Below are 27,000 nucleotides of genomic sequence, written 5' to 3'. Positions count from 1 at the left end.
TTGTTTGTTAGTAACTGAACCTATGGTATTGAAACTCGACTTACACTGCTTTAGCTCTGACGGCCTTTACTCTATAATGCGGCGTTTTTACTAGGCCAACCTTACCTCACTGCGGATATTTTATGATTTCAAAAAACCAACTGAAACTACTTCGTGCTTTAGGCCAAAAGAAACAGCGCAAGGTTCATGGCCTGTTTTTAGTGCAAGGCGAAAAGAACGTGTTGGAATTGATTAACAGCCAACTGACGGTAAAGCAGGTTTTTGCCACTTCGGAGTTTATCGCACAAAACCGCGTTGAGCTTAGTGTTTTTGAATGCATTGAGGCCACATTAGATGACTTAACCAAAGCCAGCACTTTGGTGAGCAATAATGCGGCAATCGCCGTCGTTGAGATCCCCGAAGTGACGGTGCCTGAAGCGAAAGGATTGATGATCGCTCTCGATGGTGTTTCTGACCCCGGTAATTTAGGGACGATTATCCGTGTTGCCGATTGGTATGGCATTAAACACATTGTCGCTAGCCACGATTGCGCCGATCCATACAATCCAAAGGCCATCAGTGCCACCATGGGTAGCTTTGGGCGTGTTACGGTGAGCCAAGTGGATTTGGGTGCTTATTTACAGAGTTCAAATCTACCTGTTTATGGGGCTTTTTTAGAAGGTGAGAACGTTCATCATACGAAATTTTCAGATGAAGGAATTTTATTGATGGGTAGTGAATCGCATGGTATTCGTGCCGAAGCGGCTCAATATGTCACCGACAAAATCACCATTCCCGCCTTCGGGGGAGCAGAGTCACTTAACGTAGCAATGGCTACGGGTATCATTTTGGATAACCTGCGCCGCCAACATCACTAGATCAAACCAAGATCACTCGGTCAAAAAGTAAAGCTTAAAAGTTGTTGCTTTGGATTGTCGTCAAAAAGCGTGATAACGGATGCCGTGTTTGCGCTTTTTTTATAACGCTTAGTTATAAGAAGAAAAGACTACTTCTCTAACATCCCCAGTTTGTTTGGCACGCCATTCCATTTTTCAGCATCATTCATGGCTGGTTTGACTTCGGTTTGCACCGGCCATATGTCGGCAAGCTCAGCATTGAGTTCGATGTAAATCTTCTGATCTTCTGGGAGTTCATCTTCTTGAAAGATAGCTTGAGCTGCACATTCAGGGACACATAAACCGCAATCAATGCATTCAATGGGGTTGATCACCATAAAATTGGGGCCTTCGTGAAAGGCATCTGCAGGGCATACCGCGACACAGTCAGTAAATTTACATTGGATGCAATTATCCGTTACGACAAACGCCATGATGATCAGCCCTTAGTTAGTCAAAAATGAAGAATGGGGATAATACGCATCCCAAGTTAAATTTCAACATCCAACGCTATGAATATCTAGCGTAACGTGTGATGAATTCGGGATTTAGTATGACAGATAACGCCATTTCCCGTAAAATGCGCGCCATTGTGAGCGGGCCGCTTGCGGCTTTGGCTAAGACACCGACTAAAACGAGACACCGACATGATACGTTTAACCGAAATTAAACTTCCTTTGGACCACGAGGAAGGGGCAATTTTTGCTGCTATTACTGAAAAACTTGGTATTGCTGATGAACAAGTTCTTTCATTCAATATGTTTAAACGTGGCTACGATGCTCGTAAGAAAACGAAAATCATGCTGATTTACACGCTAGATGTGAGCGTGGAGAATGAAACAGAGTTGCTTGCTCAGTTTGCTGACGATCCGCATGTGAAAGTGACGCCGGATATGGAGTACAAATTCGTTGCTCAAGCGCCAGCGAATCTTACTGAGCGCCCTGTGGTGATAGGCTTTGGCCCTTGTGGTCTATTCGCAGGACTGATTCTTGCTCAAATGGGATTTAACCCAATCATTGTCGAGCGTGGTAAAGAAGTGCGCGAACGCACCAAAGATACCTTTGGTTTTTGGCGTAAACGTATATTGAATACTGAATCTAACGTGCAGTTTGGCGAAGGTGGAGCGGGGACTTTTTCTGATGGAAAACTCTATAGCCAAGTGAAAGATCCTAACTTCTATGGCCGTAAGGTCACTACAGAATTTGTCGCTGCGGGCGCACCTGCTGAAATCATGTACGTGAGCAAACCGCACATTGGTACGTTCAAATTGGTGACCATGATTGAAAAAATGCGTGCCAAAATCATCGAATTAGGCGGTGAAATTCGTTTTAGTACTCGTGTTGATGACATTCACATCGAAGAAGGTCAAATTACCGGGCTTACGCTGTCAAATGGTGAGGAAATTAAAGCGCGTCATGTTGTCCTTGCGGTCGGTCATAGCGCGCGTGATACCTTTGAAATGCTGCATGAACGTGGCGTTTATATGGAAGCCAAACCCTTTTCAGTAGGGTTCCGTATTGAACATAAACAATCAATGATTGATGAAGCGCGTTTTGGTTCGAATGCGGGTAACCCCATTCTTGGCGCGGCGGACTACAAATTGGTTCACCACTGTAAGAATGGCCGCACTGTTTATAGCTTCTGCATGTGCCCCGGTGGCACGGTAGTGGCGGCTACTTCTGAAGAGGGGCGCGTTGTGACCAATGGCATGAGCCAATATTCTCGCGCAGAACGTAATGCTAACAGTGCGATTGTGGTGGGTATTGATCCTGAACGTGATTATCCCGGTGATCCGCTGGCGGGCGTGCGCTTCCAACGTGAACTTGAATCAAGAGCTTATCAACTTGGCGGCGAAAACTACGATGCGCCAGCACAAAAAATTGGTGACTTTTTACAAGGTCGTGATCCGAGTGCGTTAGGTGATGTCGAACCCTCTTTTACACCCGGCATCAAGTTGACAGATATTTCAAAAGCGTTGCCTGATTTTGCCATTGAAGCCATTCGTGAAGCGATCCCAGCGTTTGATAAGCAGATCAAAGGATTTGCCTCTGAGGATGGTTTGTTAACTGGAGTAGAAACTCGCACGTCATCACCCATTTGCATTAAACGGGGTAAAGATTTCCAAAGCATCAACCTGAAAGGCTTTTATCCGGCAGGTGAAGGTGCTGGTTATGCGGGCGGGATTTTATCAGCAGGCATTGATGGTATTAAAGCGGCCGAAGCATTGGCGCTTTCTATGGTTAACGAAGCTGAAAAAGCATCATAATTTGCAATATTAAGCATAAGAAAAGGCTCATTGGAGCCTTTTTTATTACAGGGACGATTAGATTCGTTATCACATTGAATTTTAAAAGTTTCTTCTGATAGAGATTATCATTTAACTAAAAACAATCTAAACTAGCCCGAACATTATGAGGAGAGATCATGAAGTACGACTGGATTTTATTTGACGCTGACGAGACCCTGTTTCATTTTGATGCTTTCAAAGGTATGCAGCTGATGTTTGAGCGCAAAGGAGTGTTGTTTACTGAACAAGATTTTGCGCAGTACCAAGAAGTTAATAAACCACTGTGGGTCGATTACCAAAATGGTGATATCACGGCGGCGCAGTTGAAGCATACTCGTTTTGCAGAGTGGGCAGAAAAGCTCGCGACGACAACCACGGAATTAAACAGCGCATTTCTTGAAGCCATGGCTGATATTTGTACTCCACTACCAGGAGCAAAAGAGTTATTGGATGCCCTTACAGGTCGAGCGAAACTTGGCATCATTACTAATGGTTTTACCGAACTTCAAGCGATTCGTTTGCAAAGAACGGGGATGAGTGAATACTTTGACCACGTGATTATTTCAGAAGAGGTTGGTGTAGCGAAACCCGATCACGGGATTTTTGCCTACGCGCTAGATAAAATGGGTAACCCTGCTAAAAATCGTGTATTGATGGTAGGGGATAACCCGCATTCCGATATTCTAGGTGGCTTGAATTTTGGTATTGAGACCTGTTGGCTAAACTCTACTGGCGCAAGTGCTGTTGAGGGTATTGAGCCACACTACCATGTGCGTTCATTGCACGAGCTTAAAGATATTTTGGTCGCATAATTATTTACAATGATGTGGCTTGGGGTGTGGAGTGATGATATCGACCTCCACACCAACAAAGCGATTCGTTAGCGGTTGAATTCACCGTCACGCTCAGGTTGATAAACTACATCAAGAATCTCAATCACTCTTTCTCTACCACCTGGCATTGGCCAACTGAGCTGTTGACCAACAGCTAGGCCCAACAATGCACTGCCTACTGGGGCAAAAACAGAGATATCTTGACTGCTTTTCACTTCATGCGGATACACAAGATTTTTTTCGATCACTTCATCACTGTCGATAAACTTGAAGCGTACGGTCGAATTCATGCTCACCACATTATTTGGCATCTCTTGTGGGGCGACAATGGTGGCTCTATCCAGCTCAGCCTCGAGCTTTTCTAACTCTGGCGTTAGTTTAGGCATGCCATCCAGTAATGCGGATATTCTGTCCATATCAAGGCTTGAAACTAAGACAGGTGCTAAGTTTGACATTTTTAATACTCCAAAAAGAAATACCGCCCAAAAGCTAGGCGGTATAAAAATTAACGTCAATGTTATTGCGATTCAGGCTATGACATTAATCTTGTTCGACATAGAATGCAAATAATACGGTATCAGTTTGTTATGAATTTGGCATGCACGTATTTAGGCTGGGAGTGGATGTTGTGCAGTACGTAAAAATTAAAGATGTGATTGTTGAACAAATCGATGCTGGCATGCTTGCCCCTCGTCAAAAATTACCTTCTGAACGAAAACTTGCAGAGTCGTTTAATACCACACGCGTTACCCTGCGTGAGGCTTTGTCTCTGTTGGAAGCGGATGGCAAGATCTACCGAGAAGATCGGCGAGGTTGGTTTATTTCTCCTGAGCCGATACGTTACGACCCAACCCAAACTCTGAATTTTACCAACATGGCTTTAGCACAAAACCGAGTACCAAAAACGGAACTGATGATGGCAAAAGTGCTATTAGCCAATAAACAAGCATCGCTCTTATTGGGATTAAAGCCATTTTCGGATGTTTACCAAATTGATCGTGTGCGTTATTTAGAAGATCGCCCCGTGGTCTATGTGACGAATTACGTGCGCCCTGAATGGTTTCCCAACTTGCTGACTTTCGATTTGTCTCAATCACTGACGGATATTTATCGCGACCATTTTGCCGTGGAGTATCAAACAGTCCGTTATCGAATTACCACTAGCTCTTTGCTTGGTCATATGGCGCAAGCGCTACGCGCTACATCCGGCACTCCGGCGATGGTCGTTGAGCGCATTAATTATAATCAACAGGGTGAACTGATCGATTGTGGCATCGAATACTGGCGACATGACGCGATTTGTATTGAGTCGTTAGCCAAGCTAACCGTGGCCCGCTGAGGCTATGTCCGTTAAAACTAGGTCCGTTAAAGCTAGGTCTGTTAAAGCTATGTTCGTTGAAAATTGAGCGCATTCAATGAAAAAGGCAACTTCTATTAAATCACCTTTTTACTGTGTTATTGCTGTTTATGACTGAGTTTGTGCATCCGTTTGTTTGAGCTGTTTATGCCCATCTTCACTGACGCCACGTTTCCAGTAGCTGCTGATATAAATATAGTCTTTCGCTATCTCTTTTTCATTGCGAAAATACTCTCTTAGCGCGCGCATGGTATCAAATTCACACGCACACCATACTGAGCCATTCTCACCCAGCCAATTTTTCTCGATAACCGAAGTCGCCAAATTGGTGCTGCTGTCTTTCACTACCCAAGAGATCTCTATGTTCTCCGGAGCCTGTAGTGCCTGTTTGTCATCCACATGCTCAATTTCAATTACTGCATAACCTTTTGCATCACGTGGTAAACGTTTTAATTGAGCTGCAAGAGCAGGGATCGCGGTCATGTCAGCGGCTAAGAAAAACCATTTCCCATTGGGATTCAACCCTTGAGCTTTACCTGGGCCAGCGATTGAAATTGTATCACCAATGGCCGTATGCATCGCCCATCTGACTGCAAATCCGCACTGCTTATCTTCCGCTTCGTGCCGTACAAAATCGATTTCAATGCGATTGTTGGTCGCATCAAAACTTCGAATGGTATAAGTGCGCATTATTGGGCGCTGATCAGGGGTTAACCGTGACAAATCAGTGCCACCATCTTCACTAAACAACAGCTTGATATAATCGCCTTCGTTTTCAAGTGTAAAATGCTCAATTGAGTCACCCTGTAACGTAATGCGTTGCAGGGAAGGCGAAATCTGCTGACTACCCACAACCGTGAGTGGATAGAAAGAGCGTTTAGGTTCTGTTTCTTTTTTCATTATTCTCTAGATTACCGTTTTGTCTTTTGTAGGTATAACCTTAAACTGAGTGCTCAATTGATTCAATGATAATAACTATCATTTACGTTATTTTACTTTGAAGAGATGGGAATATGTAACTTTGCAGATAAAAAGCCCCATACGCATAATGGTATGAGGCTTAATAATGCTCACATTTTGCTGATGTTTAAACTTCGTTAGGTGCAACTTCTGCAAGTTCATCCCGTTCGTTCATTTTTGATGCTTCAAGCATTTTTCGAACAACCAATGAAGCGACGATGGCCACTGCTACCATCACTACGGCTAAGATCGTGAGCATTTTAAAGTAGTCGCCATAAACGCTTTGGACGATATGCTGACTGATCACTTGACCTTTTTCTAATGCGATGGAGGTTGAGAACACCGCACCCACAATGCCGCTTAAGGCGATGGCGACTGAAAAGAGGCTAACCGAAAAGTTTTCGATGTGCTTGGGAGCCACTGACAAAATGAAGGCCACTACTAAACTACCAACAATGACTTCCGCAAAAGCTTGGAAGAAGTGGATCACCAAAAAGACTTCTGGTCTGATGACAACATCAGCACCAATATTCATGACTGCCATGGTTAAAATGCCAAATGCAATGGCGGTAAAGATGAATGCAAAGCCAATTTTAGTGGCTGTTGAAAAATTAATGCCTCGCTTTTCCAGTGAAGAGAAAGTCATAGCAATGACTGGCCCAGCAACAATGCACCACAGTGGGTTCATCGCCATTGATGCTTCAGGAGCGATTGGAATTAATCCAAATAAGTCACCACGCATCGTATTAATGGTTACCATGGTCATGGAGGTCATCATTTGCCCGTAATAGACAAAGAAACAGGTGGTGAGCACCGTCATGATAAGAATAGTGCCCATTTTCAAGGTATCGGATCGATTCGCTTTAAACATCAAAAAGATGAAGTAAAAAATGGCAGCCGCACCAATGGCATAAACGATGTTTTGACCGATGCCCATATTAGAAAACATGAAGAAAACTAGCCCAACCATCGCGCATGATACTGCACAAAAGGCGAGCCAGTTTTTCACACTTACGGGAGCTTGATCAATCTCAGCTGCAGCATTCACTAATGATTTGTTAAACACAATTAAAGTGGCAAAGGCGAACGCTGCCAAAATGGCTGAGAGCATAAAACTACCGTGAAAACCGATCACTAAAACAAACATCGGGAATAAATATTGACCAAGTAGTGCCCCCACATTGTTTACCGAATAATTGACAGGGTAACAGTTTTCAAAATGTTCTTGGGAGCTAAAAGTGCGTTTATATAAACTGGGGTAAGAAGGAGACATTAATCCGCGTGCGTAGCTCGCTAAAGCGATGCCTGCTAATGCCATCGCGACGTTGGTTGTTGAGGCACCCAGCACCAGTAGTGTGTAACCAAGAGCAAAAGCGCCGTAGGCAATGGTTAATGAACGATAAGCGCCAAGGAACTTATCGGCAATAAAACCACCAGCGATCGCAAAAAGGGGGCCAATGGATGAAAATGCTCCTACCACCATCATGGTATCGGCTTCGTTATAATCCAAATCTTCTAGAAAAAAACGGGTTAGGATAACCATTACCCCGTAAAATGATAAGCCAAACATCATTTGGCAGAACATCATTGATTTATTGAGTTTATTCCACATATTAATCTCTCCATGTAGTGGATTTTTAGAGTTTATTCCTGTGGATTTTATCATCGGTAGTTATAAATAAATTGAAGCAATTATCGCAGAAACCTTACTTTATGCACGAGCATTTCTAATGCGTGGCTATCGTTTGAGTAATGTTTAAAAAGCGATTGTTTATTTTATTTTTTGACTCAAGCACTATGCACATGTAGGAGTATTTACGTGTTACCAAACCATACGTTTTAATGCTGCTGCTTTCTTGGTGTCGATTGCTATGACACAAGTTTTATGGTGGCTGGAATGGAGAGAGAAAAATAACGATGGTAGCCGAGCATCTTTATATCGTATTGGGTAAACGACTTGTTGATCAGCAATTAACATTAGAAGGGCGTAGCCGTGTTGATGGCCTCGTTAAGGCGTTACAACGTCATGACATCGATCATAGTGTCATTGCTTTATGCGGTGGGCTCACGCTAGGGCAACAGATTTCTGAAGCGAAGGCTATGTATCATTACCTTCAATCGGAGCTTACTCGGCTCAATGTGTCACTTTCGAATAACCGCATTTTGCTGGAAGAACACTCGACCAGCACAGTGGAAAATATCGAGAACGTCGCGTTAGAGCTGCAAAAAAACGGTGACATTGACACACAAAAAATACTACCTGTCACTTTCATTTCTAACGACTATCACTTGCAGCGTATTTTTGAAATTCAGCAACTAATGGATGAACAAGGGTTACTGCGAGTGCTAAAACAACGCTGTGAAATGATGGGGCTCACGCTGGCTATTTCACCGGATCTGCACGATCACCTAGCGGTGAAATACCCTTATACGCATTTAGCCGCGGAGCTGTTTCTATTGGCCGATCAATTAACGACTTACCGCGTCTACCTTGAAGGTGTTGTGGCGGGCTCATTTTTGCGCGATCTCACGCAAGTGAGAGCCATTCCTTACCAAATAGCATGTGAGGCTATTTTAGCGATCAACCATAAAATCGCAGGCAACCCAAAGTGGGTTTTTGTTCGCTGTCTTACGGATTTATTGATGCAGTGTATCAATGCCACAAAGGGGGCGTTAAGTGTCAGTGAGATTCAACCTTATCTCATTTTGTTCGACAGCAACTTAACGTTATTGAATCGATATCTTGATCCTGAAAACCCGTGCGTCGGACGCTGGTGGCGTCAGGGATAGTAACAAGCGAAATAGATGAATCAAAGAGACCCCGCAATGCGGGGTCTTTGCTTTTTAGTCAAGCGACTTATTTCCTGACCAAAAACCGTTTTGAACAAAACAACGTGTTAAGCCGTTTCTAACGTACGCTCTTTGACCACGCTTAGACGCTCGCCATAAATTGGACGTAGTGCTGCCAGTACATGGTTACGAGTTAGCATACCGACAAACTTGCCATCTTCAAGGACGGGGAGATTTTGTGGTTTGTTCACTTTCATGCTTTTTGCGCGTTCTTCTAAAGAGAGTGAGCTAAAACGAGTAGCAATACCCATGCTAGTAGTAGGGTATAACTGTTCTTTATCGATACATAAAAATTCGGCGATATCAATCAGACGGTCAGATGCATCGATGGCGATAACATCGCGGCTCATAAGATCCACCACTTTTTGCCCTTCGGTAGGGAGGTAGTCTTGGCACCATAAATCCACCATGACATCGTGAGCTGAGAAAAACCCGACCAAACGACCAGCCACATCAACCACAGGAGCACTATCGAGCTGGTTATCCAGCAACATATCAATCGCTACTGCGGTTGGCATTTCCACGCCTAGAGTTACAGGTTGGGTGTTCATAATGTCTTTAACTGTAATTGTTTTATTCATTTTCGTTTCCTTCACTGACGTAATTGTTGCTGTTTCCGTAATAGTGCTAATGTCTGCGGCTTTAAGTTGTGGACGGCGGAAAATAGACCAGTTGGCGAGACCAACCAACACAGCACCGCCGACAATATTGCCCAAAGTCACTGGGATAAGGTTTGCCACCACAAACTGATGAATATTCAAATCTGCGTAATGAGTGGCACTGATACCGATCTGCTGCCAGAAGCTCTCTGGTGCAAAGTTTTGAATCACAATGCCTAAAGGGACCATAAACATGTTGGCTACGCAGTGCTCGAAACCGCTAGAGACGAACATCGCCACAGGCAAAATTGTCATTGCGGCTTTGGTCATTGCATTGGCAGAGCTAAACGTTAACCAAATAGCAAGACAAACCAGTAAGTTACATAGCACCCCAAGAGAAAATGCTTGAACAGGTGTATGGTGCAGTTTGTGCTGCGCGATGTTCAGCGCATTCAACCCCCATTGACCATCATCCAACTGATAGAGACCAGCCCCAGTAACTAAAAGCAGTAAGAACATGGCACCAATGAAGTTACCGATATAAACCTTGCCCCAAATGGATAACATTTTGCTAAAGCTGATTTGTTTATTGGCCCAAGAAATGCTCGACAATACGGAACTGGTAAACAGTTCACCGCCACAAATCACGATTAAAATCAGCCCCATGCTAAAGGCTAAACCACCCGCTAACCGACTGAGCCCCCAACCTGCGTTAGCACTGCCTGTGGTGACAGTGATGTAGAACAAAAATGCTAAGCCGATAAAAGCACCAGCCATAATGGCAAGGCTCAGTGTCATACCGCTACTTTTCTTGGCTTTGCTTAATGCAAATTTCTCAGCTTCTGCCATCATCTCAATCGGTGAGAACAGCTGTTTATTTTCAGAGTAGGCTGCAGACATACACGCTCCCAAAGCTCAATTTCATAATTACCTCCCAAGTTCAAACAAAGCGTCATGCCTTGCTTCCCATACAGACTAACGAACGAGTCATGAAGTAGTAAAATTGATAATTTTTAGATTACTCATCAAATGAATTGATATGAATAAATGAAAGAGTAGAATGAAACCGTTTGCGCATATTAACTCCCTTGAAATTAAAGGTGTGGCGCGCAGTAGATGAAAGCTAAATAGGAAAAGCAGTGCGGTATTCACTCAAACAATTAGCAGTTTTCGATGCTGTTGCCGATAGTGGCAGCGTCAGTCAAGCTGCGGATAAATTAGCGTTAACTCAATCCGCGACCAGTATGTCGCTAGCACAATTGGAAAAAATGTTAGGTCGCCCTTTGTTTGAAAGACAAGGAAAGCAGATGGCATTGACTCATTGGGGAATGTGGCTTAGGCCGAAAGCGAAGCGTTTATTGCAAGATGCTCAGCAGATCGAAATGGGCTTTTATGATCAGCACTTGCTTAGCGGTGAAATCAGTATGGGGGCCAGCCAGACCCCTGCCGAGCACCTCGTTCCAGACCTTATCAGCATTCTTGATAACGATTTCCCAGAGATGCGTATTGAGCTTGGTGTGAAAAGCACCAAAGGGGTGATCGATGGCATCCTCGACTACAAATATGATCTTGGTATCATTGAAGGTCGATGCGATGATAACCGTATTTCCCAAGAAGTGTGGTGTCGAGATCACCTAACAGTGATAGCTTCGGCTCATCATCCTTTTGCCAAATGTAAAACGGTGAGTCTTGCACAGCTTGAACAAGCCAAATGGGTGTTAAGAGAACACGGTTCTGGCACTCGCAATATTTTTGATAGCTCGATTCACCATCTTATTTCCGATTTAGATGTGTGGCGAGAGTACGAACATGTTCCTGTGCTACGCAGTATGGTTGCGAATGGTCCTTACTTAACTTGTTTACCTTACCTCGATGTAGAACGCTTTATTGAGAATGGCCAACTTGTAGCGCTCAATGTGCCTGATCTGAATATGGAAAGAACGTTGTCGTTTATTTGGCGAGCAGATATGGCTGAAAACCCGTTGGTTGAGTGCATTAAGCGTGAAGGACTGCGCATGATGAAAGGACGACCAAGCGTACTTTAAGCTTGTTAATCTTGGTTATGATTTACTTTGTTACTTCTCAATATGGGAGTGTGATAAGTGAAGCTGTTGAGTGTTCGCATTTAGCATCATGTCACACACCCTCATCACCTAATCTAACGCTCATGCTCGATTAAAAAGCACTTCAAATGTGTTGATTTATCGTTTGCGTCAACATTTTAATGAAATAAGTGCAGTTATTGCATTTATTTCATGACTTAGGTCACTAGGCATCTGTGGTTGAAGCTTTTAATATCGGCACTTGATTTATTGATGTCGCTATAGCAACGGCTTGTTAAATGACAGGCAGATAGCGGCTAAATGAGGGCGCTATGAGCACACTATTTGCAATTTCACTAACGACAGGCATTCTTTCTGGTGTTTGGGGCTGGATAGCCGTTTCGTTAGGCTTACTATCATGGGCTGGCTTTTTAGGATGTACGAGTTATTTTGCCTCTCCAACCGAGGGTATTAAAGGTCTTGCAGAAAGTTTGATAACTAATATCAGTGGCGTTTTTTGGGCAATGGTCATTATTCATTCATCCAGTTTGGTGAGCTTGGATATTTTGGGTTACGCTGTCACTTCGGTGGTGGCATTTTTAATGTGCATTCAAGCGTCGAAAGCGTGGCTTGGTTATATCCCTGGAACCTTTATTGGCGCTTGTGCCACTTTTGCTGCTGGTGGTGATTGGCAACTGGTTGTTCCATCACTTCTATTAGGTGGCATTTTTGGCTTTGCGATGAAAACAAGTGGTATGTGGTTGCATCAACGATCTAACCAGCCAACGTTGAGCGATAGCGCAACTGTTGAAACGCGTTCTAAATCCTCAACTTGTTAATTTGTGTTTAAGACTAATGCTGGTGAAATCCGCATTGGTAAAGGTTACCCCCAATTGATCCGTATCGATTCATCAAAATTGTTGATATACCCATTCAATATAAGATTAGTCACATATAGCGAAATGGAAATGATACGAGGCACACCGTTATGTGTGCTTTTTTTATGTGTGGCCATTGGCCATCGTAATCACGCGTTTTAGTGTCCAGCGCAGCAGTACAGGAATAAAGTCCACACCTTGTTGTTCACAATGGGAAACGATGGCAAGCGCCAAATCAGGTTTCGCGTGTTTTTTCAGCACACGTGTGACCACTTTTTTCGCAGGGATTGGATGATCGTAAGGTATTTTAATCAAATCTTTGAAGAAGTGTTCAAAGCCATGAGAGTACAGAAAATGTTCGATATCTCGATCGGGAAGTTCGGTCAGGCGATGCCGTTCTTGATCACCTGTTAGCATACTGCGTACCGTTGACGAATATTTTTTGCCTGCGGGATCGCCATCAGTCACGACATGCCAGTCAATGCCAAATGCTTTCGCCACTTTAATTAAGGACTTCAGCCCAGACTGAGCAAATTCGACAATTTGTACTCCTTCGGCGGCTAGGTTATAGCCACACTGGCGAGCCAGCTCACTAAACAGCCACACCTCAGTTTCTCCTTCAACCAACAACCAGCAGCGAGCAAAAAGCACCCCTGAGCGATGAAAACGGATATGAAAACCGATACGTCGTAGTTCGTCCTTACTCAATCCACGGGAGACCATCGAATTTGCAATGGTACGGTCAGAAGTACGCACCAAACGCCGAATCGAATGAAGGGGAACAGAGCCAAGCAGATCACCACTGTTCGTTGTGAGAATTTTTTGCATGGGTAATAGTTGAAGTAAACTCCAAGCGCGTGCCAGATGAGTAGGGTGCAATCGACCTTCGGGATCTTCGATAATCAGCAGCGGCCTAGCGCAACGTCGTAGGTCAGTTGGGCCTTTGGCTTGCAGATAAGCATTGAGTAAGCCCATCAACAGCAAACGAGTTTGCTTATTTTTAGTCTCTTCAACAAATTGGCTTATGTTTTTATCGGCGGTTGGGCTGGAATAGACTAAACTGTCACGTTGCTGTCTTGGGTTTTTACGTGTCTGACTTTTGAATGAAAAATAGTGATCAACTAATACATTCATTGAGTTAAGGCTACTTCTCATTTCGCCTTTGTTGACATGCCCAGGGATGGCCAGTAAACGACGACAGGTATTATCAATGCGTTTTTCGGCGCGAGAATTTTTACCGTTACCATTAACGAAAGGTCGCTCGAAACGTCGTGAATCTTTCAAACGGATCACTGGGTGTAAGCTCATCAGCTCTTGTGCTAATTTTTCGGAATGATGCAGCGGTAGTGGATTGCCTTCGAGGTCTAAAAACAGGTAGCGAGTGGTAATATCATATCGCTCACGAGTGGCACTGATGCGATAGAATATCCGTTTCGTACCCGTTTCATCTTCAACCCAAATCGGCCTCAGCTTACGATAACGGCCGGATCGAGATTCATTTTTGTCTGTAGAAACAAAGCTTAAGACAATTTGTAAATGCTGAGTTTGAGGATGAGCGATAGAGTAATCGACGTGGAAATCTTGCATTTCAAATTGATAAGGTACACCGTTGGCTGGTAGCACTACTGATAAGGCGTCCAACAATGAGGACTTACCCCAAGTATTTTCACCGATCAATGTGGTGAGTTCATCAAAAGCGAGCGATAAACGTTTGATTCCTCTGAATCCGGAAATTTCAATTCGCTCTAGATGCATAGGCAGACTCCTTTTATAACTCAACAAGTTAGCTTCTCGCTGAGTCTGTTTTTCTTTAAGCATAATGGAAATTATGCAGATAAGTAGGCTGCTGGCTCACATATCAAGTGTTTATGTAGGGTCAGCCGAATGAGACAAAGGCTACAAAGCGTGATGAGGTTGACTTAGCGTAATTATATTTTCAAACTCGTTTCATAAAAGTCACGATTCTGTCATGATTCTTCAGCTAGGATAGAGTGGAAAAAGAAGAGAAAGATAAATGATGCATAAAAAGAATAGACCAGCATCAATTATGCTGGCACACATTAATGACACTCACTCATATTTTGAACCGACATCGCTGCAATTGACTCTCCACATCCAACAGCAGACTTTAACACCGTATGTAAGCGCTGGCGGCTTTGCACGAATTGCAACCCGAGTTCAGCAATTGAAAGAAGATGCGGCGCGTATGAAGCGAGCCTTTGTATTTTTACACGCTGGGGACTGTTTCCAAGGCACGCTCTATTTCTCGCTATTTAAAGGTAAAGCCAATGCGGACATGCTCAACGCATTGAATCTTGATGCGATGGCATTAGGCAATCACGAACTGGATATGGGTAATGAACCCGTTGCCCATTTTGTTAAACGTATTCAATTCCCATTGCTAGCTGGCAATTGGGATCTCTCCAATGAAAGATCGAATAAGCCTTTTCCAATAGCCGGTAGCCCGCAAGTGATAAGTTATCAACCTCAAGGTAAATACGCTCGCTGGATAGAAAAACAGGCTGGTGATGAAACGGTTGCAATTTTCGGCTTGTCACTCGATAAAATGGCTGATATTGCCAACCCAGATCTCGATACTCCATTTATTAACGCTATCCAAACGGCGAAAAATACGGTTGCTGAAATACGCGCTAAAGGGATCAACAAAATTATTCTACTTAGCCATTTAGGTTATGAAGCGGACATTGAGCTCGCACAGCAAGTGGAAGGTATTAGTGTTGTCGTCGGCGGGCATAGTCACCGATTACAAGGCGATTTTAGTGCACTAGGGCTGATAAAAGATGACGAGTATGGTTTAAGAATTAATGACACTTATGTCGTCCAATCCGGTTATCATTCTTTGAGCTTAGGTCATTGTTATATCGACTTTTCAGCCGATGGCAAAGTGGACAAATTTCAAGGTCGTAATGAACTGTTACTGGGCCGTCGACTGTTTCTTGATGCCAGCATGAGCAAAGCGGGCACCGATAACACCCATTTAGCGGCGTGCGAATTTTTAAGCCAACACCCTAATGTGGTGGTGTGTAAGAAAGATCCGCAGGTCCAAGGAATATTGATCGATAAATACATGCCGCGAGTACGTCAGCTGCAACAAAATATTATCGCACATGCTGATCGTTTCTTAAGACACGTCAGAATTCCTGATGAAACTGGGCCGAGTGAGTTGGCTCCTTTGGTGGCTCAATCATTCGTCTATGCCATGCGGCAAAGAGGGCACCCCGTGCAGTTTGCAATACATAACGCTGGTGGAGTCAGAAACTCGCTCAACGCCGGACAAGTTTCGGTGGCAGACATTGCCGGAAATTTATTGCCTTTTGCCGTTCCTATCGGTGTCTACCGAGTGCAGGGAGAAACCTTAATTGAGATGCTTGAAGGGGCGATTAATAATGCGCTGGGCAATGGGGTCGACGGCACAGGTTCTGGCAGTTATCCTTACACCCACAATCTCTCTTTTACTTATGCCGCCGATCGGCCAGTAGGACAACGCATCACAAATGTGTTGTTATTTGATGAGCAAAAAGGTTGGCAACCAATTGATCTTAATAGTTATTATTGTGGAACCTCTTCGGCCTATACCATGAAAGGCAAAGAGGGATATGATGCGATACTGAAAATGCAGGGAGAAGGTTTTGTTTCGAATGTGTCAATGGCCGATGCGTTTATTGAACTGCTGACGGAAAAACCTGAAATACTTAACCACACAGGAACTCAACCCCAACATCATTATCAGTAACTCGGTTTGACATAAATTTACTGGCATAGACTTTGCTTTTTAACTTTCAGTCTTAACGCATCTTCAACCCGATGAAGGTGCATGAAGATGTGAAAGGGGAAAGTATAATGTGGATTAGAGATTGGTTAGATGCTGCTGTCGTCGTTGCTTGGGTCAGTGCATGGACTGTATTGGTGTATTTATTACCACTGGCAGGCGTATAAAAATCTAAGCTAAAAAGGAGCATGAATGGCTCCTTTTTTTGATCATGGCTATGGACCTTTGCAACCAATAGGCATAGAATCCGCGCTGATTGGGGAGTAGTCGCCTTTGTTTACTTATCGTCAGCTCGTTAAGCGCATGCTTATCCGGTAAGTATAAATAGCCTTCCGTTAAAAACGGAATGTTTATTTCGACGAGACCAACGCATTCAGCTCTGTTCATTATGAACAGCGGTTTTTGTTTGCGGAAGGTTTCGATCGGTTAATCCCATCTTATCCTTCCGCCTTTGGAGGATATATGACCCCAACAACCTATCTCAGCTTTGCAATTCTGACTCTATTTCTTGTTGTTATCGATATTTGGCAAACCCGTGGCGGTAAAGTCACTATCACTAAAGCTGCCGTTTGGAGCGTGATTTGGTTTATGCTGGCGTTTGCATTCGCCGCGAGTATCTATTTCTTTTGGGAGAGTTACGCACCAGCCAGTTCATACAGTGCCGAAAAGGCGACGATCTCATTTATTACTGGTTACTTGCTAGAAAAATCGTTAAGTGTTGATAACTTATTCGTCTTTGCGATTATTTTTCATCAATACGCAGTCCCAGAGCATTTACGCCCGCGGGCTCTATTGTGGGGAGTGATCGGCGCTTTGTGTTTACGAGCGGTAATGATTGTGGTTGGCGCACAGCTGCTCGAGCAATATCATTGGTTACTTTATGTGTTTGCGCTATTTCTTATGTGGACTGGTATTCAACTTGCACGCGAGAAAGGCGATGAACAGCTAAACCCAATGCCGGAGAAACTGATTCGACGCTGGTTCAATGTGACGGATCATTACGAAGGGAATGCTTTGGTTGTGAGCCGCAATAAGCAATGGTTTGTGACTCCAATGATGATTGTGATTGGCGTGATTGCTTTTATGGATGTCATGTTCGCATTAGATTCAATACCGGCTATTTTTGCCGTGACCCGCGAACCCTTTTTAGTGTTAGCAGCGAACGTGTTTGCGTTACTTGGTTTGCGATCTTTGTACTTTGTGTTGCAAGGGATGATGGATAAGTTTATTTACCTAAAACCAGCGCTTTCCTTCATCATGATCTTCATTGGTATTAAGATGATGCTAGTCGGTTCTGCGTGGGAAATTCCGACACCAGTCTCACTGGGTGTACTGTTAGTCACTATGATTATTGCGGTGTTGGCTTCTGTCTATAAGCAGAGAAGTCCATTACCTGCTACTCATAAGTCATAATATAAGTAAACGGAGGTAAGTGTTTGACAATACTTACCTCTCTCTTTTATTTATCCTTTATCTAGCCGACGATAAAAACATTAATGTGAAAATTTTGTAAATAACCGGTGTTTTTGTTTTTCATTGCGATTTAAATTCACCAAATCAAACTTAATGTGAATAAGTAGTCGATTATCGTGGATAATAAAAGTATGCATTGTTATGAGGTTGTTTCATTAGAATAACTAATTTGAATGTGGAAAATTTGTCATTTTTTAACCAAAAAAATATCACCTAGAATTCATTTCAACAAAGTAAGTTACCGAATTAACAGAGAGGCTATCATGGCACAAGCAATGAATATGGGTACGATTACAGCACCTACCTCTATGGATAAAAAAACCTACGCGGTTAACTTCAAAGGATTGATTGCACATTTAGTTGATATTCTGTTTGTCGACCACAACGAACCTCGCAGCTACTACGCGAATAATTTGTCTGGTCACATGCAGAAAGATATCGGTTTATACCGTTAATTCAATGTGTAGAGATGTAAAAGCCGACGGATTAAATAGTCGGCTTTTTTGTATTTAAAATTTACTAGTTTCACTGCTCATGAAAACAACGGTTTCCGAAAAACAAAGGCGCAAACTAAGTTGCGCCTTTATTTTATTCGTCAATGGCTATTATTTTTTGCGACAGTATTCAGCAATGATATACATCGATTGGCCATTAGCTTTACCAGAGATCAACTTAGGATCGTCGCTTAAACTGATACCGCGAACCACAGTACCCTGTTTAATGACTTGGCTTGAGCCTTTGATAGGGAGATCTTTAATGATGGTTACGTCGTCGCCTTTTTTCAGTTCTACGCCATTCACATCACGAGGCTTTTCTGCATCATCATCCATACCAATTTCAGCCCATTTTGCAGCTTCTTCTTCAAGATACATCATATCAAGTAGGTCTTGAGCCCAACCTTCAGTGGCCGCAAGGCGCTTAAGTTGACGCCACGCCAGTACTTGAACGGGTTGCTCTTGGCTCCACATGCTGTCGTTCAAACAACGCCAATGGTTCACATCTACTGTTTCTGGGTTCTCAATTTGGCCTTTGCAGACATCACACAACATAACGGCATGGTCAACAGTAACCATAGTGTGTGGCGCTACCACAAATGGAGCTAATGGAGATTCTGATGAACAAAGCTCACATTTTGATTGGCTGCGTTCAAGTAAAGTTGCTTCAGTAGACATAGTACCCACCTTGTAAAAATATGTAAGCGCGTATTATCCACGTTACGACTGGAATTAAAAGGGGAGATGGCAAAAAGCTTGGTATTCGTGAGGGAATTGAACTAAGTCATCTTCAATAGTAAGAAAATGGGCATCGTGCTTTACGCTGTTATTGCCCAAAGGCATAATGAACGCCGTTTTTATGTTTGTATGTAGGTATCACTGTGGAACTCCTTTCCGCTCCATTTTTAGGAAAATCACTTCGTCTCGAAGGTTCAATGTCAGGCTGGCAGCAACTCTATTGGGATAATCAAGTGGTCGCGCAATGCGATGCGACAGGGAATATCGAGGCGACAACGACCCATAGATTTCAGTTGTTAAGTGGTGAAACGCCGATCCAATGTGAACTAAATGTCGAGCTGAGTTGGCAACCTTTTAAACTGAGTTATCAGGCATTGGTGAATGGTGACATTGTCACGCAGGGCGAGCGTTCAGAAAAAGACATTGAAAAACAAACACCATATAGCCCGCCAAAGCCGGAGCGACGTTTTAGCCTTATTGGTCTAGTCTCACTTGGTATGAAAGCACTGAAAAGTGCCAAGCTGATTAAAGTTGTTCTGGCGTCAGCAAGTATCGCAGCCTATTCGTGGTTATTTTCCTTCCAGTTTGCTATGGCGCTTATTGCCTGTTTGGTGTTCCATGAATTTGGCCATATCAAAGCGATGAAGTATTTTGGTATGAAGACTAAAGGCATTTATCTCATTCCATTTCTTGGTGGTTTGGCATTAAGTGATGAAAAAATCAATACACGTTGGCAAGATGTAGTGATCTCAATTATGGGGCCATTTTTTGGTTTGCTTCTCTCGGTTGTGCTGGTTGTCGTTTATTGGATAACGGGAGAGATATTTTTTGCCGGCCTTGCTGTTTTTAATGCCTTTCTCAATCTCTTCAATCTATTGCCTATATTGCCGCTTGATGGTGGTCACGTGTTAAAAAGCATCAGCTTTTCTATGAACAGCACTTTGGGGATTGCGTTGTGTGCCCTTGCGGCGATCGCTGGTGTCATTTTGAGCTATTGGCTTGGATTAACCTTGTTCGGCTTTTTATTAATTATGGGCAGTATTGAAATTGTGATGGAATGGAAGCAGCGTCATCAAAGTCATTTGCTACCTCTGAATCGATATGGACAAATTGTAGCTTCACTTTGGTATGTCAGTTTAGTGGCTGCGCTTATCGCTATTATTTGGGGTTTTGCAACGACAGGGGATGAGCTGCTACAACTGCCATTACGCATTTTAGGTACTTGAGTCGGTACGTTGACACTTGTAAGCCATGTATCAGAGCACTTTTTGTGCTCATCTTTAAGTGCAAAGATGACATCTTTGTATTAAGAGGCTTTTTAGTACCGATAAACTGCTAATGACAACACTGCAGTTAATATTTATGAGCGATCGGATCTGTCTCGAAAATGTGTAGTTGGCAGGATCTCAATCGCTGGAACTGACTGATTACTCGCTGCAAGTTGTTCCTGTTTAAGTATAGAATGAATCATCTTTTACGATGAATGAGACAAAAAAGCATGGATATTTGGAAGAAGCCTATCGATTTAATAACGTTAAACGCCACCTCCAAAAACACCTTGATAGAGCATCTCAATATTATTTATACCGATTATACTAATCACTCTTTGTCTGCGACCATGCCTGTTTGTCACTTTACCCATCAGCCGCTTGGTATGCTGCATGGTGGCGCCTCGGTGGTACTTGCGGAAACCCTAGGTTCAGTTGCCGCGAATTTCAGTGTGGATCAAGAACACTATTGTGTAGGGTTAGACATTAATGCTAATCATGTTCGCGCCATGCGAGAGGGGATGGTTATAGGAACAGCGACACCTATCCATCTTGGTATTTCAACGCAAGTATGGCAAATCAATATCACTGATGAGCGCGAACGTTTGGTGTGCACCAGCCGTTTGACGGTCGCAGTACAAAAAATTCGTAACCGTTCTCAAGCTATCAAGGTTAATTTATAAAATGGTGATTGAATTTTCAGGTGGAAAAATCATCGTAACACCCCATGAATTAGTGGTACGAGTATTGGGTGATCTCGCCATCACGCTACAAGCCCAAGCCGATGCTGTTCAGCTCATTGGGAGAGGGGCGAATGTCATCTCTGTAAATTGCTCAGAAAGTAAATGGTCGATTAAGTTGGACAACGAAGAGCAAATTCAGCAACTTTCTCAACAACTCGGCTGTAATATTCTTTAAACAGTGATTAAGACTATTGCATAACCAATATAAAATGAGGAAACTATCTCTGTTTTTTATAAACTGAGATTTCCTCTTTATGAGTAGCCCACGACTTCGCGTTCAATTTGAATCCTTATTTGAGCACTTTAACGGCCAAGATGTTGGTGTCCAGCTAGAAGAGATCACCGAGATCCTTTTCTGCACACGCCGTAATGCGCGTATTGTTCTAAATAAAATGGAGGATGAAGGCTGGATAGAATGGCGTCCTGCGGCGGGGCGTGGAAAATTATCCGATCTCATTTTTAAACGTAGTCGCAGTGATGTCAGTGAAAACCTTGCGCGTCGATACTTGGATGAAGGTAAAATTGGCCATGCATTTTCAGTACTGGATCAAGATGCTGCGAAACTGACGCAAGTGATCCAAAGCTATCTTGGTGTTCAGCATCAAGAAGGTCTGCAAGTCATACGGTTGCCTTATTATCGCCCGCTTTCAATGCTAAACCCGCTAAAATCCATGCGTCGATCTGAGCAACATATCGTAATGCAAATTTTTAGTGGGCTAACGCGGCTAGATGAATATGAACAGCTGCAGCCAGATCTCGCTCATACATGGGAATCGGTGACAGCAACACATTGGCGTTTTTATCTTCGCCCAGGGGTTCGTTTCCACAATGGTGATTTGCTTACCACCGACGGTGTTATCCAAAGTTTGTGGGAATTGCGATTTCTGAACTTATTCTCCCATCTTGATAGGATCAGCTCGCCCTCCAACTGGGTTATCGATATCTTTTTACAAAAAGCGGATAGTCGCTTACCGCTTCTTTTATCTGAGTCATGTGCCAAGATTTTACTACCAGAGTCCAATCGTAGTGATAATTTTGATTTAATGCCGATTGGTACTGGCCCTTACAAAGTCATTTTAAATGATGAAAAACGCTTAGTTTTGCAAGCGTTTGATGGATATTTTGGATTTAGGCCTTTGTTAGACCGGGTCGAAGTGTGGGTGATTGACGAAGTACATTCTTCGATGGTTTTTCCTAGCTTATCGCATCCGATAAAAACAAAGCGAGGTTCATTTACAGAAGACGTGGATCTTGATCCCGGCTGTACTTACTTGTTACTCAATCGAAAAAATGGCGTCGCCGCGGATGTAAATTGGGCTCGCTACCTTACCAATAAGCTCAGTACTCTCAACCTATTTCGTCAATTACCAGAAGACAAAGTGGTCGAGTTGGGGGTGTTACCTGCTTATGGCCTGAAACCGGGCTGGTATCATCAGTCATCGGGAGATGTTGCCGCTACACCGCCGGGCGAGCGTTCGATCACCATTGCATATCATGCTCAACATCCTATGTTTCCAAGCTTAGTGAAAACAATACAACAGCTGTTAAAAGAAGATGGGATTTCGGTGGAGCTTGTTAAATATGATTTGACGGTTGAAGACACCGATGCTGTCGATGTTTGGGTCAAACCGATGGGAATTGCCAACCATAGAGAAGATGCGTTAGCAGGATGGTTACTTGATTACAGTGATATCGAGCATTTAAGCCGCGCTGAAGATTTTTCGTATTGGTGCCAGTTAGTGGATGAATGGCGCGCTGATCCAAATGCCATATTTCCGGCCAAAGAGATTGGCAAGTCTTTGATAGAAAAACAGCAAGTTATCCCGATGTTCCACTGTTGGTTAGGGATAAGCAAAGATCAATGTGGTGCATTACAAAACGCGAAATGCAACGCGTTAGGCTGGTTTGATTTTAGCAATGTTTGGGTTAAACCAGAGTTATAACAAATTACAGTGATACCCAAACGACTTGAAGTTAAGTCGGCGGCTTGTCACTGGCCGATAAAATAAGCTAAGACTAAACAGTAGAATCTAAATTATCCGTTGTTGCCGTCATTTCTGGCGGCAACAAGTATCAGGAGCTATGACGTTGGTTTGATTACGCCGCAGCTAACAATTTTTGCTGATGAGCCAAGTATTCATCGTACGTTCCTTGGAAGTAGACCAACTGTTTGTTTTTCACATCAATGATCGAAGTGGCCAGCGAAGAGACAAACTCGCGATCGTGGCTAACAAAAATCAGTGTCCCCGTGTAGGACTTTAGCGCGTTATTGAGCGCCTCAATCGCTTCCATATCCATGTGGTTGGTTGGCTCGTCCATGATCAGCACGTTGATATCTTGCATCATTAGTTTGCCAAATAGCAGACGGTTCTTCTCACCACCCGAGCAGTTTCTTGCTTTCTTATTCACATCATCAGCTGTAAAGAGTAGTCGGCCAAGAATGGCACGCACCATCAAATCATCATGTTTTACGGTGCGCCACTGCGAGATCCAATCAAAGATAGTCAGATCGTTATCAAAATCGACAGTACTGTCTTGAGGGCAATAGCCAATTGAGGCATTCTCAGACCATTTCACCACACCTTGGTTGGCCTGAAGCTCTTTGACTAAGCAGCGTAGAAAGGTCGTTTTACCGACGCCGTTTTCACCAATTACCGCCAAACGCGAGCCCGCCTCAAGCAGCAGATTACCACCGTTGAAGAGCTGTTCATCGTCAAAAGCGTGGCCGAGATTTTGTAGTTCAAGTGCAAGGCGATGCAGTTTCTTACCTTCACCAAAATCAATCGAAGGACTGATGCGGCTTGAGGATTTCACTTCATCAAGCTTGATCTTGTCCATTTTTTTTGCGCGTGAGCTAGCCTGTTTTGCTTTTGAAGCATTGGCACCAAAGCGGTTAACGAAGTCTTGCAGTTCGTTGATCTCAGCCGCTTTTTTCGCGTTGCCAGAGAGTAACTGCTCTCGAATCAAGCTTGACGCTTCAAGAAAATACTCATAATTACCCGGATAAATACGCAGTTCACCGTAATCAATATCAGCCATATGGGTACACACTGAGTTCAAAAAGTGACGGTCATGGGAAATAATAATCATGGTGCATTTACGCTGATTAAGTTCTTCAGCCAACCAACCAATAGTGTGGATGTCTAAGTTGTTGGTTGGCTCATCGAGCAGCAAAATATCTGGGTTGGCAAACAAGGCTTGCGCCAACAAAACGCGCAGTTTCCAACCAGGAGCCACTTGTTGCATCAAGCCAAAATGAAACGATTCCTCAATTCCCGCTTTTAACAAAATATCACCCGCGCGACTTTCGGCGGTGTAACCATCCATTTCAGCGTATTCGCTCTCAAGCTCGGCGACTTTCATGCCGTCGGCTTCGCTCATCTCGGCTAATGAATAAATGCGGTCACGCTCTTGCTTGATCTCCCATAGTTTACGGTCACCCATAATCACGGCATCAATTACCGTGTATTGTTCGAAAGCAAACTGATCTTGGCTCAGCACACCCAATTTTAGCCCTGGTGTAATGGAGACGTTGCCTGAGCTGGGAGTTAACGCGCCACTCAAGATCTTCATGAACGTCGATTTACCACAGCCGTTAGCGCCAATCAAACCGTAGCGATTGCCGTTACCGAATTTTGCAGAAATGTTTTCAAATAAAGGCTCAGCGCCAAATTGCATGGTGATATTTGCGGTAGAGATCAAGAGAGTTTTCCTAGGTATTCAGTTTAGCGAATCAGTGATGTGCAGACGCCAAATCAGCAGAACATAAACAATGGTTAAATAGGCGGCGAATTATACAGAGTTATTACAAAAAGAACAGATGTGAGAGATAGCTCACAGACGGAAATTGCTCAACGTCGAATTGCCTATCGTTATTGGGGAGAAATGGGTGAATAAAAAACACGCTTCACCACATTTTACAGAATGCAGACTAGTATATGTGCATTCACTTTTATCATTAAAGGGATTTTAACAAGGTGCCACCAGCTCACTGTAGCCCGTTTGATTATCAAATTCTCGCTCAAACACTAAGTCAGGGTAGGAATGTAAAATCAGCTCTGCGGTAGTATTGACAAGACAACCATCTAAAAGATGACCACCGATCACTTTGCCTGTTTTATCTGCAACCGCAATGTGCAAGTGTTGATGAGATGCGGTTAGCGTGCCTATCAAAGAGACAATTTCAAATGCATCAACAAGGTGTAGCTCTGAAGAGCCATCAGCGAGGCGGATGCGCACTTCAGATAGGCACCCGACACAAGAAGCGATGTTACCCGCTTGTATATTCTCTTGCTTTATCAACGCGGCAATGGATTGCTTTAAATCGTGGCCTTTTATTAAGCGAGACACTGTCACTTTTATCATAGAGAATTTGTTATAAAATTATGGTTATGTTTAGTTTATCGTACATGAGAGTTTACGTCTAAAGAGATTACTGCTTATATACCCTTGTTGATGCACAAAGTGGCAATTTTGCTATTTGCTTAAATCCGTTGAGCAACGTCCATCATTTCACCGAGGAGCCTAAGAATGATTGAACTGTACACCGCCGCAACGCCGAATGGTCAGAAAATCTCCATTGCATTAGAAGAAATGGGGCTGCCATACAAGGTCAACGCTTTTGATCTTTCAACCAATCAGCAAAAAGAGCCTGAGTTTACGGCCATCAATCCGAATGGACGTATTCCCGCAATTGTAGATAAAGATAACGATGATTTTCCAGTATTTGAATCTGGGGCAATTTTGCTTTACTTAGCAGAAAAAACGGGAAAATTTTTGCCCGTAGATCCGAAAGCCCGCTCTCAAGTGATCCAATGGTTAATGTTTCAAATGGGAGGCGTAGGGCCGATGATGGGGCAAGCTAATGTCTTCTTTCGTTACTTTCCAGAAAAAATACAACCTGCCATTGATCGTTACCAAAAAGAAGGGCGACGTCTATTTGAAGTCATGGATAGCCAATTAGAGCATCACCGTTATCTTGCGGGTGATGAATACACCATCGCCGATATCGCAACATGGCCATGGGTGAGAATTTACGAATGGAGTGGCATTAATATTGACGGGCTTGAGCACCTACAACGTTGGTTGGCGGAAATCGCGCAACGCCCTGCAGTGATTAAGGGGCTTACCGTGCCACCACCAAGTCAAGAAAGCGATGAACAGCGAGCGGAACGCATTCAGAAAATGGTGACAAGGTAACCTGAGTGATGTGTGTATGACAAAACGGTGGGCTTATAAGTTCAGTTGAAGTATTTAACAGTGGTTCCTAATTTGTGCATTTAGCATTACACTGCGTGCAAATTCGTGATAAGAAAAGCGTAATGATTAACGATAAAGACACATTAGAAAACGAAGAAATTGAAATAGAGGCGATTGGTATTGAAGTTTCGTCGCAACCTATTGAGCTTTATAAGGTGTTAAAGATTGCTAACCTAGTGGATGGTGGCGGGCAAGCAAAATTCCTGATTAGCGATGGTTACGTGGCAGTCAATGGAGAACTTGAAACTCGAAAACGACGTAAAATGTACAATGGGGATTTTCTTGAATTTAACCAGGAGTACTACGTTGTATTGTGTGATCAACCCGTGACTGAAGTACCTGAAACTGATGTGACGTCGGTAGTGGCAGCAACAAATGTGCCTAAGCCGAAGCAAAAGGCGTCAAAAACCAAACCGGCTAGAAATAAGCCGACGACCACAAAGAAAGAGAAGTCCGATGCACCTAACAGCAAAGATGCTGAAAGTGGCCGTAACTCAATAGACTTTTTCTAATTTTCTGTTTTTTAATGATCTGATAAATAGACGGGAGCGAT

At 43.4% G+C, this 27,000-nt stretch carries 25 protein-coding genes; 16 read left to right on the top strand and 9 right to left on the bottom strand.

Annotated features, from left to right (window positions below; genetic code table 11):
- Positions 1-122 precede the first annotated feature (122 nt).
- Positions 123-857, top strand: a complete 735-nt coding sequence (locus AACV20_RS01100) for an RNA methyltransferase (RefSeq protein WP_170907815.1) — start codon at positions 123-125, stop codon at positions 855-857.
- 128 nt (positions 858-985) lie between these two features.
- Here AACV20_RS01100 and fdxA read toward each other — a convergent pair whose 3' ends face one another.
- Complete coding sequence (gene fdxA / locus AACV20_RS01095; protein WP_170907814.1) at positions 986-1,309, bottom strand: ferredoxin FdxA; 324 nt, start codon at positions 1,307-1,309, stop codon at positions 986-988.
- A 213-nt stretch (positions 1,310-1,522) separates the two neighbouring features.
- On the opposite strand from fdxA, the gene AACV20_RS01090 reads away from it, so the two are divergent.
- Positions 1,523-3,142 carry an NAD(P)/FAD-dependent oxidoreductase gene (locus AACV20_RS01090; RefSeq protein WP_170907813.1) on the top strand — a complete coding sequence of 540 codons (1,620 nt, stop codon included), beginning with the start codon at positions 1,523-1,525 and terminating at the stop codon, positions 3,140-3,142.
- 158 nt (positions 3,143-3,300) lie between these two features.
- The gene (gene yjjG / locus AACV20_RS01085; protein ID WP_017045536.1) at positions 3,301-3,975 is read left to right on the top strand and encodes a pyrimidine 5'-nucleotidase; all 675 of its coding nucleotides are present in this window, start codon (positions 3,301-3,303) and stop codon (positions 3,973-3,975) included.
- Between the two features lie 68 nt (positions 3,976-4,043).
- Here yjjG and rnk read toward each other — a convergent pair whose 3' ends face one another.
- A complete protein-coding gene (gene rnk, locus AACV20_RS01080; RefSeq protein ID WP_026027712.1) occupies positions 4,044-4,451 on the bottom strand; it encodes a nucleoside diphosphate kinase regulator in 408 nt (135 codons plus the stop codon).
- A gap of 173 nt (positions 4,452-4,624) precedes the next feature.
- Between rnk and phnR the strand changes: the two genes are divergently transcribed.
- A complete protein-coding gene (gene phnR, locus AACV20_RS01075) occupies positions 4,625-5,335 on the top strand; it encodes a phosphonate utilization transcriptional regulator PhnR (RefSeq protein ID WP_170907812.1) in 711 nt (236 codons plus the stop codon).
- A gap of 126 nt (positions 5,336-5,461) precedes the next feature.
- On the opposite strand, the gene AACV20_RS01070 is transcribed toward phnR, so the two are convergent.
- Together AACV20_RS01070 and AACV20_RS01065 are read right to left on the bottom strand one after the other, a co-directional pair.
- On the bottom strand, positions 5,462-6,253 hold the full coding sequence (locus AACV20_RS01070; protein WP_094164972.1) for a siderophore-interacting protein: 792 nt from the start codon (positions 6,251-6,253) through the stop codon (positions 5,462-5,464).
- Between the two features lie 187 nt (positions 6,254-6,440).
- The gene (locus tag AACV20_RS01065; protein ID WP_170907811.1) at positions 6,441-7,925 is read right to left on the bottom strand and encodes a peptide MFS transporter; all 1,485 of its coding nucleotides are present in this window, start codon (positions 7,923-7,925) and stop codon (positions 6,441-6,443) included.
- 305 nt (positions 7,926-8,230) lie between these two features.
- Between AACV20_RS01065 and AACV20_RS01060 the strand changes: the two genes are divergently transcribed.
- The gene (locus AACV20_RS01060; RefSeq protein WP_170907810.1) at positions 8,231-9,103 is read left to right on the top strand and encodes a YdcF family protein; all 873 of its coding nucleotides are present in this window, start codon (positions 8,231-8,233) and stop codon (positions 9,101-9,103) included.
- Positions 9,104-9,210: 107 nt separating this feature from the next.
- Here AACV20_RS01060 and focA read toward each other — a convergent pair whose 3' ends face one another.
- The gene (focA, locus tag AACV20_RS01055; RefSeq protein ID WP_026027789.1) at positions 9,211-10,662 is read right to left on the bottom strand and encodes a formate transporter FocA; all 1,452 of its coding nucleotides are present in this window, start codon (positions 10,660-10,662) and stop codon (positions 9,211-9,213) included.
- A 239-nt stretch (positions 10,663-10,901) separates the two neighbouring features.
- Here focA and AACV20_RS01050 point away from each other — a divergent pair, with 239 nt between their 5' ends.
- Both AACV20_RS01050 and AACV20_RS01045 read left to right on the top strand, forming a co-directional pair.
- Positions 10,902-11,807 carry a LysR substrate-binding domain-containing protein gene (locus tag AACV20_RS01050; RefSeq protein WP_013867825.1) on the top strand — a complete coding sequence of 302 codons (906 nt, stop codon included), beginning with the start codon at positions 10,902-10,904 and terminating at the stop codon, positions 11,805-11,807.
- A 329-nt stretch (positions 11,808-12,136) separates the two neighbouring features.
- Positions 12,137-12,643: a DUF1097 domain-containing protein gene (locus AACV20_RS01045; RefSeq protein WP_170907809.1), complete on the top strand. Its 507-nt coding sequence runs from the start codon at positions 12,137-12,139 to the stop codon at positions 12,641-12,643.
- Positions 12,644-12,805: 162 nt separating this feature from the next.
- Here the strand turns inward: AACV20_RS01045 and AACV20_RS01040 are convergent, their stop codons facing one another.
- Complete coding sequence (locus AACV20_RS01040) at positions 12,806-14,437, bottom strand: ATP-dependent endonuclease (protein WP_170907808.1); 1,632 nt, start codon at positions 14,435-14,437, stop codon at positions 12,806-12,808.
- Positions 14,438-14,696: 259 nt separating this feature from the next.
- On the opposite strand from AACV20_RS01040, the gene AACV20_RS01035 reads away from it, so the two are divergent.
- The 3 genes from AACV20_RS01035 (at position 14,697) to AACV20_RS01025 (ending at position 18,400) form a co-directional block, all read left to right on the top strand.
- Positions 14,697-16,436 (top strand): bifunctional metallophosphatase/5'-nucleotidase, encoded by a 1,740-nt coding sequence (locus AACV20_RS01035; protein ID WP_170907807.1) that lies wholly within the window; start codon positions 14,697-14,699, stop codon positions 16,434-16,436.
- Positions 16,437-16,934: 498 nt separating this feature from the next.
- The gene (locus AACV20_RS01030) at positions 16,935-17,885 is read left to right on the top strand and encodes a TerC/Alx family metal homeostasis membrane protein (protein ID WP_170907806.1); all 951 of its coding nucleotides are present in this window, start codon (positions 16,935-16,937) and stop codon (positions 17,883-17,885) included.
- 323 nt (positions 17,886-18,208) lie between these two features.
- Positions 18,209-18,400, top strand: a complete 192-nt coding sequence (locus AACV20_RS01025; protein ID WP_170907805.1) for a hypothetical protein — start codon at positions 18,209-18,211, stop codon at positions 18,398-18,400.
- 150 nt (positions 18,401-18,550) lie between these two features.
- Here AACV20_RS01025 and AACV20_RS01020 read toward each other — a convergent pair whose 3' ends face one another.
- Entirely contained in the window at positions 18,551-19,117 is a 567-nt protein-coding gene (locus AACV20_RS01020; RefSeq protein ID WP_026027787.1) for a PhnA domain-containing protein, read from the bottom strand.
- Between the two features lie 203 nt (positions 19,118-19,320).
- Here AACV20_RS01020 and AACV20_RS01015 point away from each other — a divergent pair, with 203 nt between their 5' ends.
- The 4 genes from AACV20_RS01015 (at position 19,321) to AACV20_RS01000 (ending at position 23,131) form a co-directional block, all read left to right on the top strand.
- The gene (locus tag AACV20_RS01015; RefSeq protein ID WP_170907804.1) at positions 19,321-20,403 is read left to right on the top strand and encodes a site-2 protease family protein; all 1,083 of its coding nucleotides are present in this window, start codon (positions 19,321-19,323) and stop codon (positions 20,401-20,403) included.
- 272 nt (positions 20,404-20,675) lie between these two features.
- Positions 20,676-21,128, top strand: a complete 453-nt coding sequence (locus tag AACV20_RS01010; RefSeq protein ID WP_170907803.1) for a hotdog fold thioesterase — start codon at positions 20,676-20,678, stop codon at positions 21,126-21,128.
- A 1-nt stretch (position 21,129) separates the two neighbouring features.
- A complete protein-coding gene (locus tag AACV20_RS01005; RefSeq protein WP_010320752.1) occupies positions 21,130-21,363 on the top strand; it encodes a DUF3389 domain-containing protein in 234 nt (77 codons plus the stop codon).
- Between the two features lie 79 nt (positions 21,364-21,442).
- The gene (locus AACV20_RS01000) at positions 21,443-23,131 is read left to right on the top strand and encodes an SgrR family transcriptional regulator (RefSeq protein ID WP_017046920.1); all 1,689 of its coding nucleotides are present in this window, start codon (positions 21,443-21,445) and stop codon (positions 23,129-23,131) included.
- Between the two features lie 154 nt (positions 23,132-23,285).
- On the opposite strand, the gene AACV20_RS00995 is transcribed toward AACV20_RS01000, so the two are convergent.
- Both AACV20_RS00995 and AACV20_RS00990 read right to left on the bottom strand, forming a co-directional pair.
- Positions 23,286-24,890: an ABC-F family ATPase gene (locus tag AACV20_RS00995; protein ID WP_013867813.1), complete on the bottom strand. Its 1,605-nt coding sequence runs from the start codon at positions 24,888-24,890 to the stop codon at positions 23,286-23,288.
- A gap of 267 nt (positions 24,891-25,157) precedes the next feature.
- Positions 25,158-25,553: a PPC domain-containing DNA-binding protein gene (locus AACV20_RS00990; RefSeq protein WP_017042825.1), complete on the bottom strand. Its 396-nt coding sequence runs from the start codon at positions 25,551-25,553 to the stop codon at positions 25,158-25,160.
- A 165-nt stretch (positions 25,554-25,718) separates the two neighbouring features.
- Between AACV20_RS00990 and AACV20_RS00985 the strand changes: the two genes are divergently transcribed.
- Both AACV20_RS00985 and AACV20_RS00980 read left to right on the top strand, forming a co-directional pair.
- The gene (locus AACV20_RS00985; protein WP_013867809.1) at positions 25,719-26,387 is read left to right on the top strand and encodes a glutathione S-transferase family protein; all 669 of its coding nucleotides are present in this window, start codon (positions 25,719-25,721) and stop codon (positions 26,385-26,387) included.
- Between the two features lie 122 nt (positions 26,388-26,509).
- Positions 26,510-26,959: an RNA-binding S4 domain-containing protein gene (locus AACV20_RS00980; RefSeq protein ID WP_212752638.1), complete on the top strand. Its 450-nt coding sequence runs from the start codon at positions 26,510-26,512 to the stop codon at positions 26,957-26,959.
- Positions 26,960-27,000 lie beyond the last annotated feature (41 nt).

Origin of the sequence: Vibrio sp. B4-6, from assembly GCF_963888245.1 — a bacterium.
GTDB lineage: Bacteria > Pseudomonadota > Gammaproteobacteria > Enterobacterales > Vibrionaceae > Vibrio > Vibrio anguillarum.
The sequence above is the reverse complement of the archived record's forward strand: the minus strand, read 5'-3'. Positions and strand labels throughout refer to the sequence as shown.

Bases quoted from the DNA above. Each gene is read 5' to 3' on its own strand.
- AACV20_RS01065 (WP_170907811.1), bottom strand. From the start codon at position 7,925: ATGTGGAATAAACTCAATAAATCAATGATGTTCTGCCAAATGATGTTT.
- AACV20_RS01025 (WP_170907805.1), top strand. From the start codon at position 18,209: ATGGCACAAGCAATGAATATGGGTACGATTACAGCACCTACCTCTATG.
- focA (WP_026027789.1), bottom strand. From the start codon at position 10,662: ATGTCTGCAGCCTACTCTGAAAATAAACAGCTGTTCTCACCGATTGAG.
- yjjG (WP_017045536.1), top strand. From the start codon at position 3,301: ATGAAGTACGACTGGATTTTATTTGACGCTGACGAGACCCTGTTTCAT.
- AACV20_RS01070 (WP_094164972.1), bottom strand. From the start codon at position 6,253: ATGAAAAAAGAAACAGAACCTAAACGCTCTTTCTATCCACTCACGGTT.
- AACV20_RS01060 (WP_170907810.1), top strand. From the start codon at position 8,231: ATGGTAGCCGAGCATCTTTATATCGTATTGGGTAAACGACTTGTTGAT.
- AACV20_RS01010 (WP_170907803.1), top strand. From the start codon at position 20,676: ATGGATATTTGGAAGAAGCCTATCGATTTAATAACGTTAAACGCCACC.
- AACV20_RS01090 (WP_170907813.1), top strand. From the start codon at position 1,523: ATGATACGTTTAACCGAAATTAAACTTCCTTTGGACCACGAGGAAGGG.
- AACV20_RS00980 (WP_212752638.1), top strand. From the start codon at position 26,510: ATGATTAACGATAAAGACACATTAGAAAACGAAGAAATTGAAATAGAG.
- AACV20_RS01005 (WP_010320752.1), top strand. From the start codon at position 21,130: ATGGTGATTGAATTTTCAGGTGGAAAAATCATCGTAACACCCCATGAA.
- AACV20_RS01100 (WP_170907815.1), top strand. From the start codon at position 123: ATGATTTCAAAAAACCAACTGAAACTACTTCGTGCTTTAGGCCAAAAG.
- AACV20_RS01035 (WP_170907807.1), top strand. From the start codon at position 14,697: ATGATGCATAAAAAGAATAGACCAGCATCAATTATGCTGGCACACATT.
- AACV20_RS01000 (WP_017046920.1), top strand. From the start codon at position 21,443: ATGAGTAGCCCACGACTTCGCGTTCAATTTGAATCCTTATTTGAGCAC.
- AACV20_RS01045 (WP_170907809.1), top strand. From the start codon at position 12,137: ATGAGCACACTATTTGCAATTTCACTAACGACAGGCATTCTTTCTGGT.
- fdxA (WP_170907814.1), bottom strand. From the start codon at position 1,309: ATGGCGTTTGTCGTAACGGATAATTGCATCCAATGTAAATTTACTGAC.
- AACV20_RS01030 (WP_170907806.1), top strand. From the start codon at position 16,935: ATGACCCCAACAACCTATCTCAGCTTTGCAATTCTGACTCTATTTCTT.
- AACV20_RS01020 (WP_026027787.1), bottom strand. From the start codon at position 19,117: ATGTCTACTGAAGCAACTTTACTTGAACGCAGCCAATCAAAATGTGAG.
- AACV20_RS00990 (WP_017042825.1), bottom strand. From the start codon at position 25,553: ATGATAAAAGTGACAGTGTCTCGCTTAATAAAAGGCCACGATTTAAAG.
- AACV20_RS01040 (WP_170907808.1), bottom strand. From the start codon at position 14,437: ATGCATCTAGAGCGAATTGAAATTTCCGGATTCAGAGGAATCAAACGT.
- rnk (WP_026027712.1), bottom strand. From the start codon at position 4,451: ATGTCAAACTTAGCACCTGTCTTAGTTTCAAGCCTTGATATGGACAGA.
- AACV20_RS00985 (WP_013867809.1), top strand. From the start codon at position 25,719: ATGATTGAACTGTACACCGCCGCAACGCCGAATGGTCAGAAAATCTCC.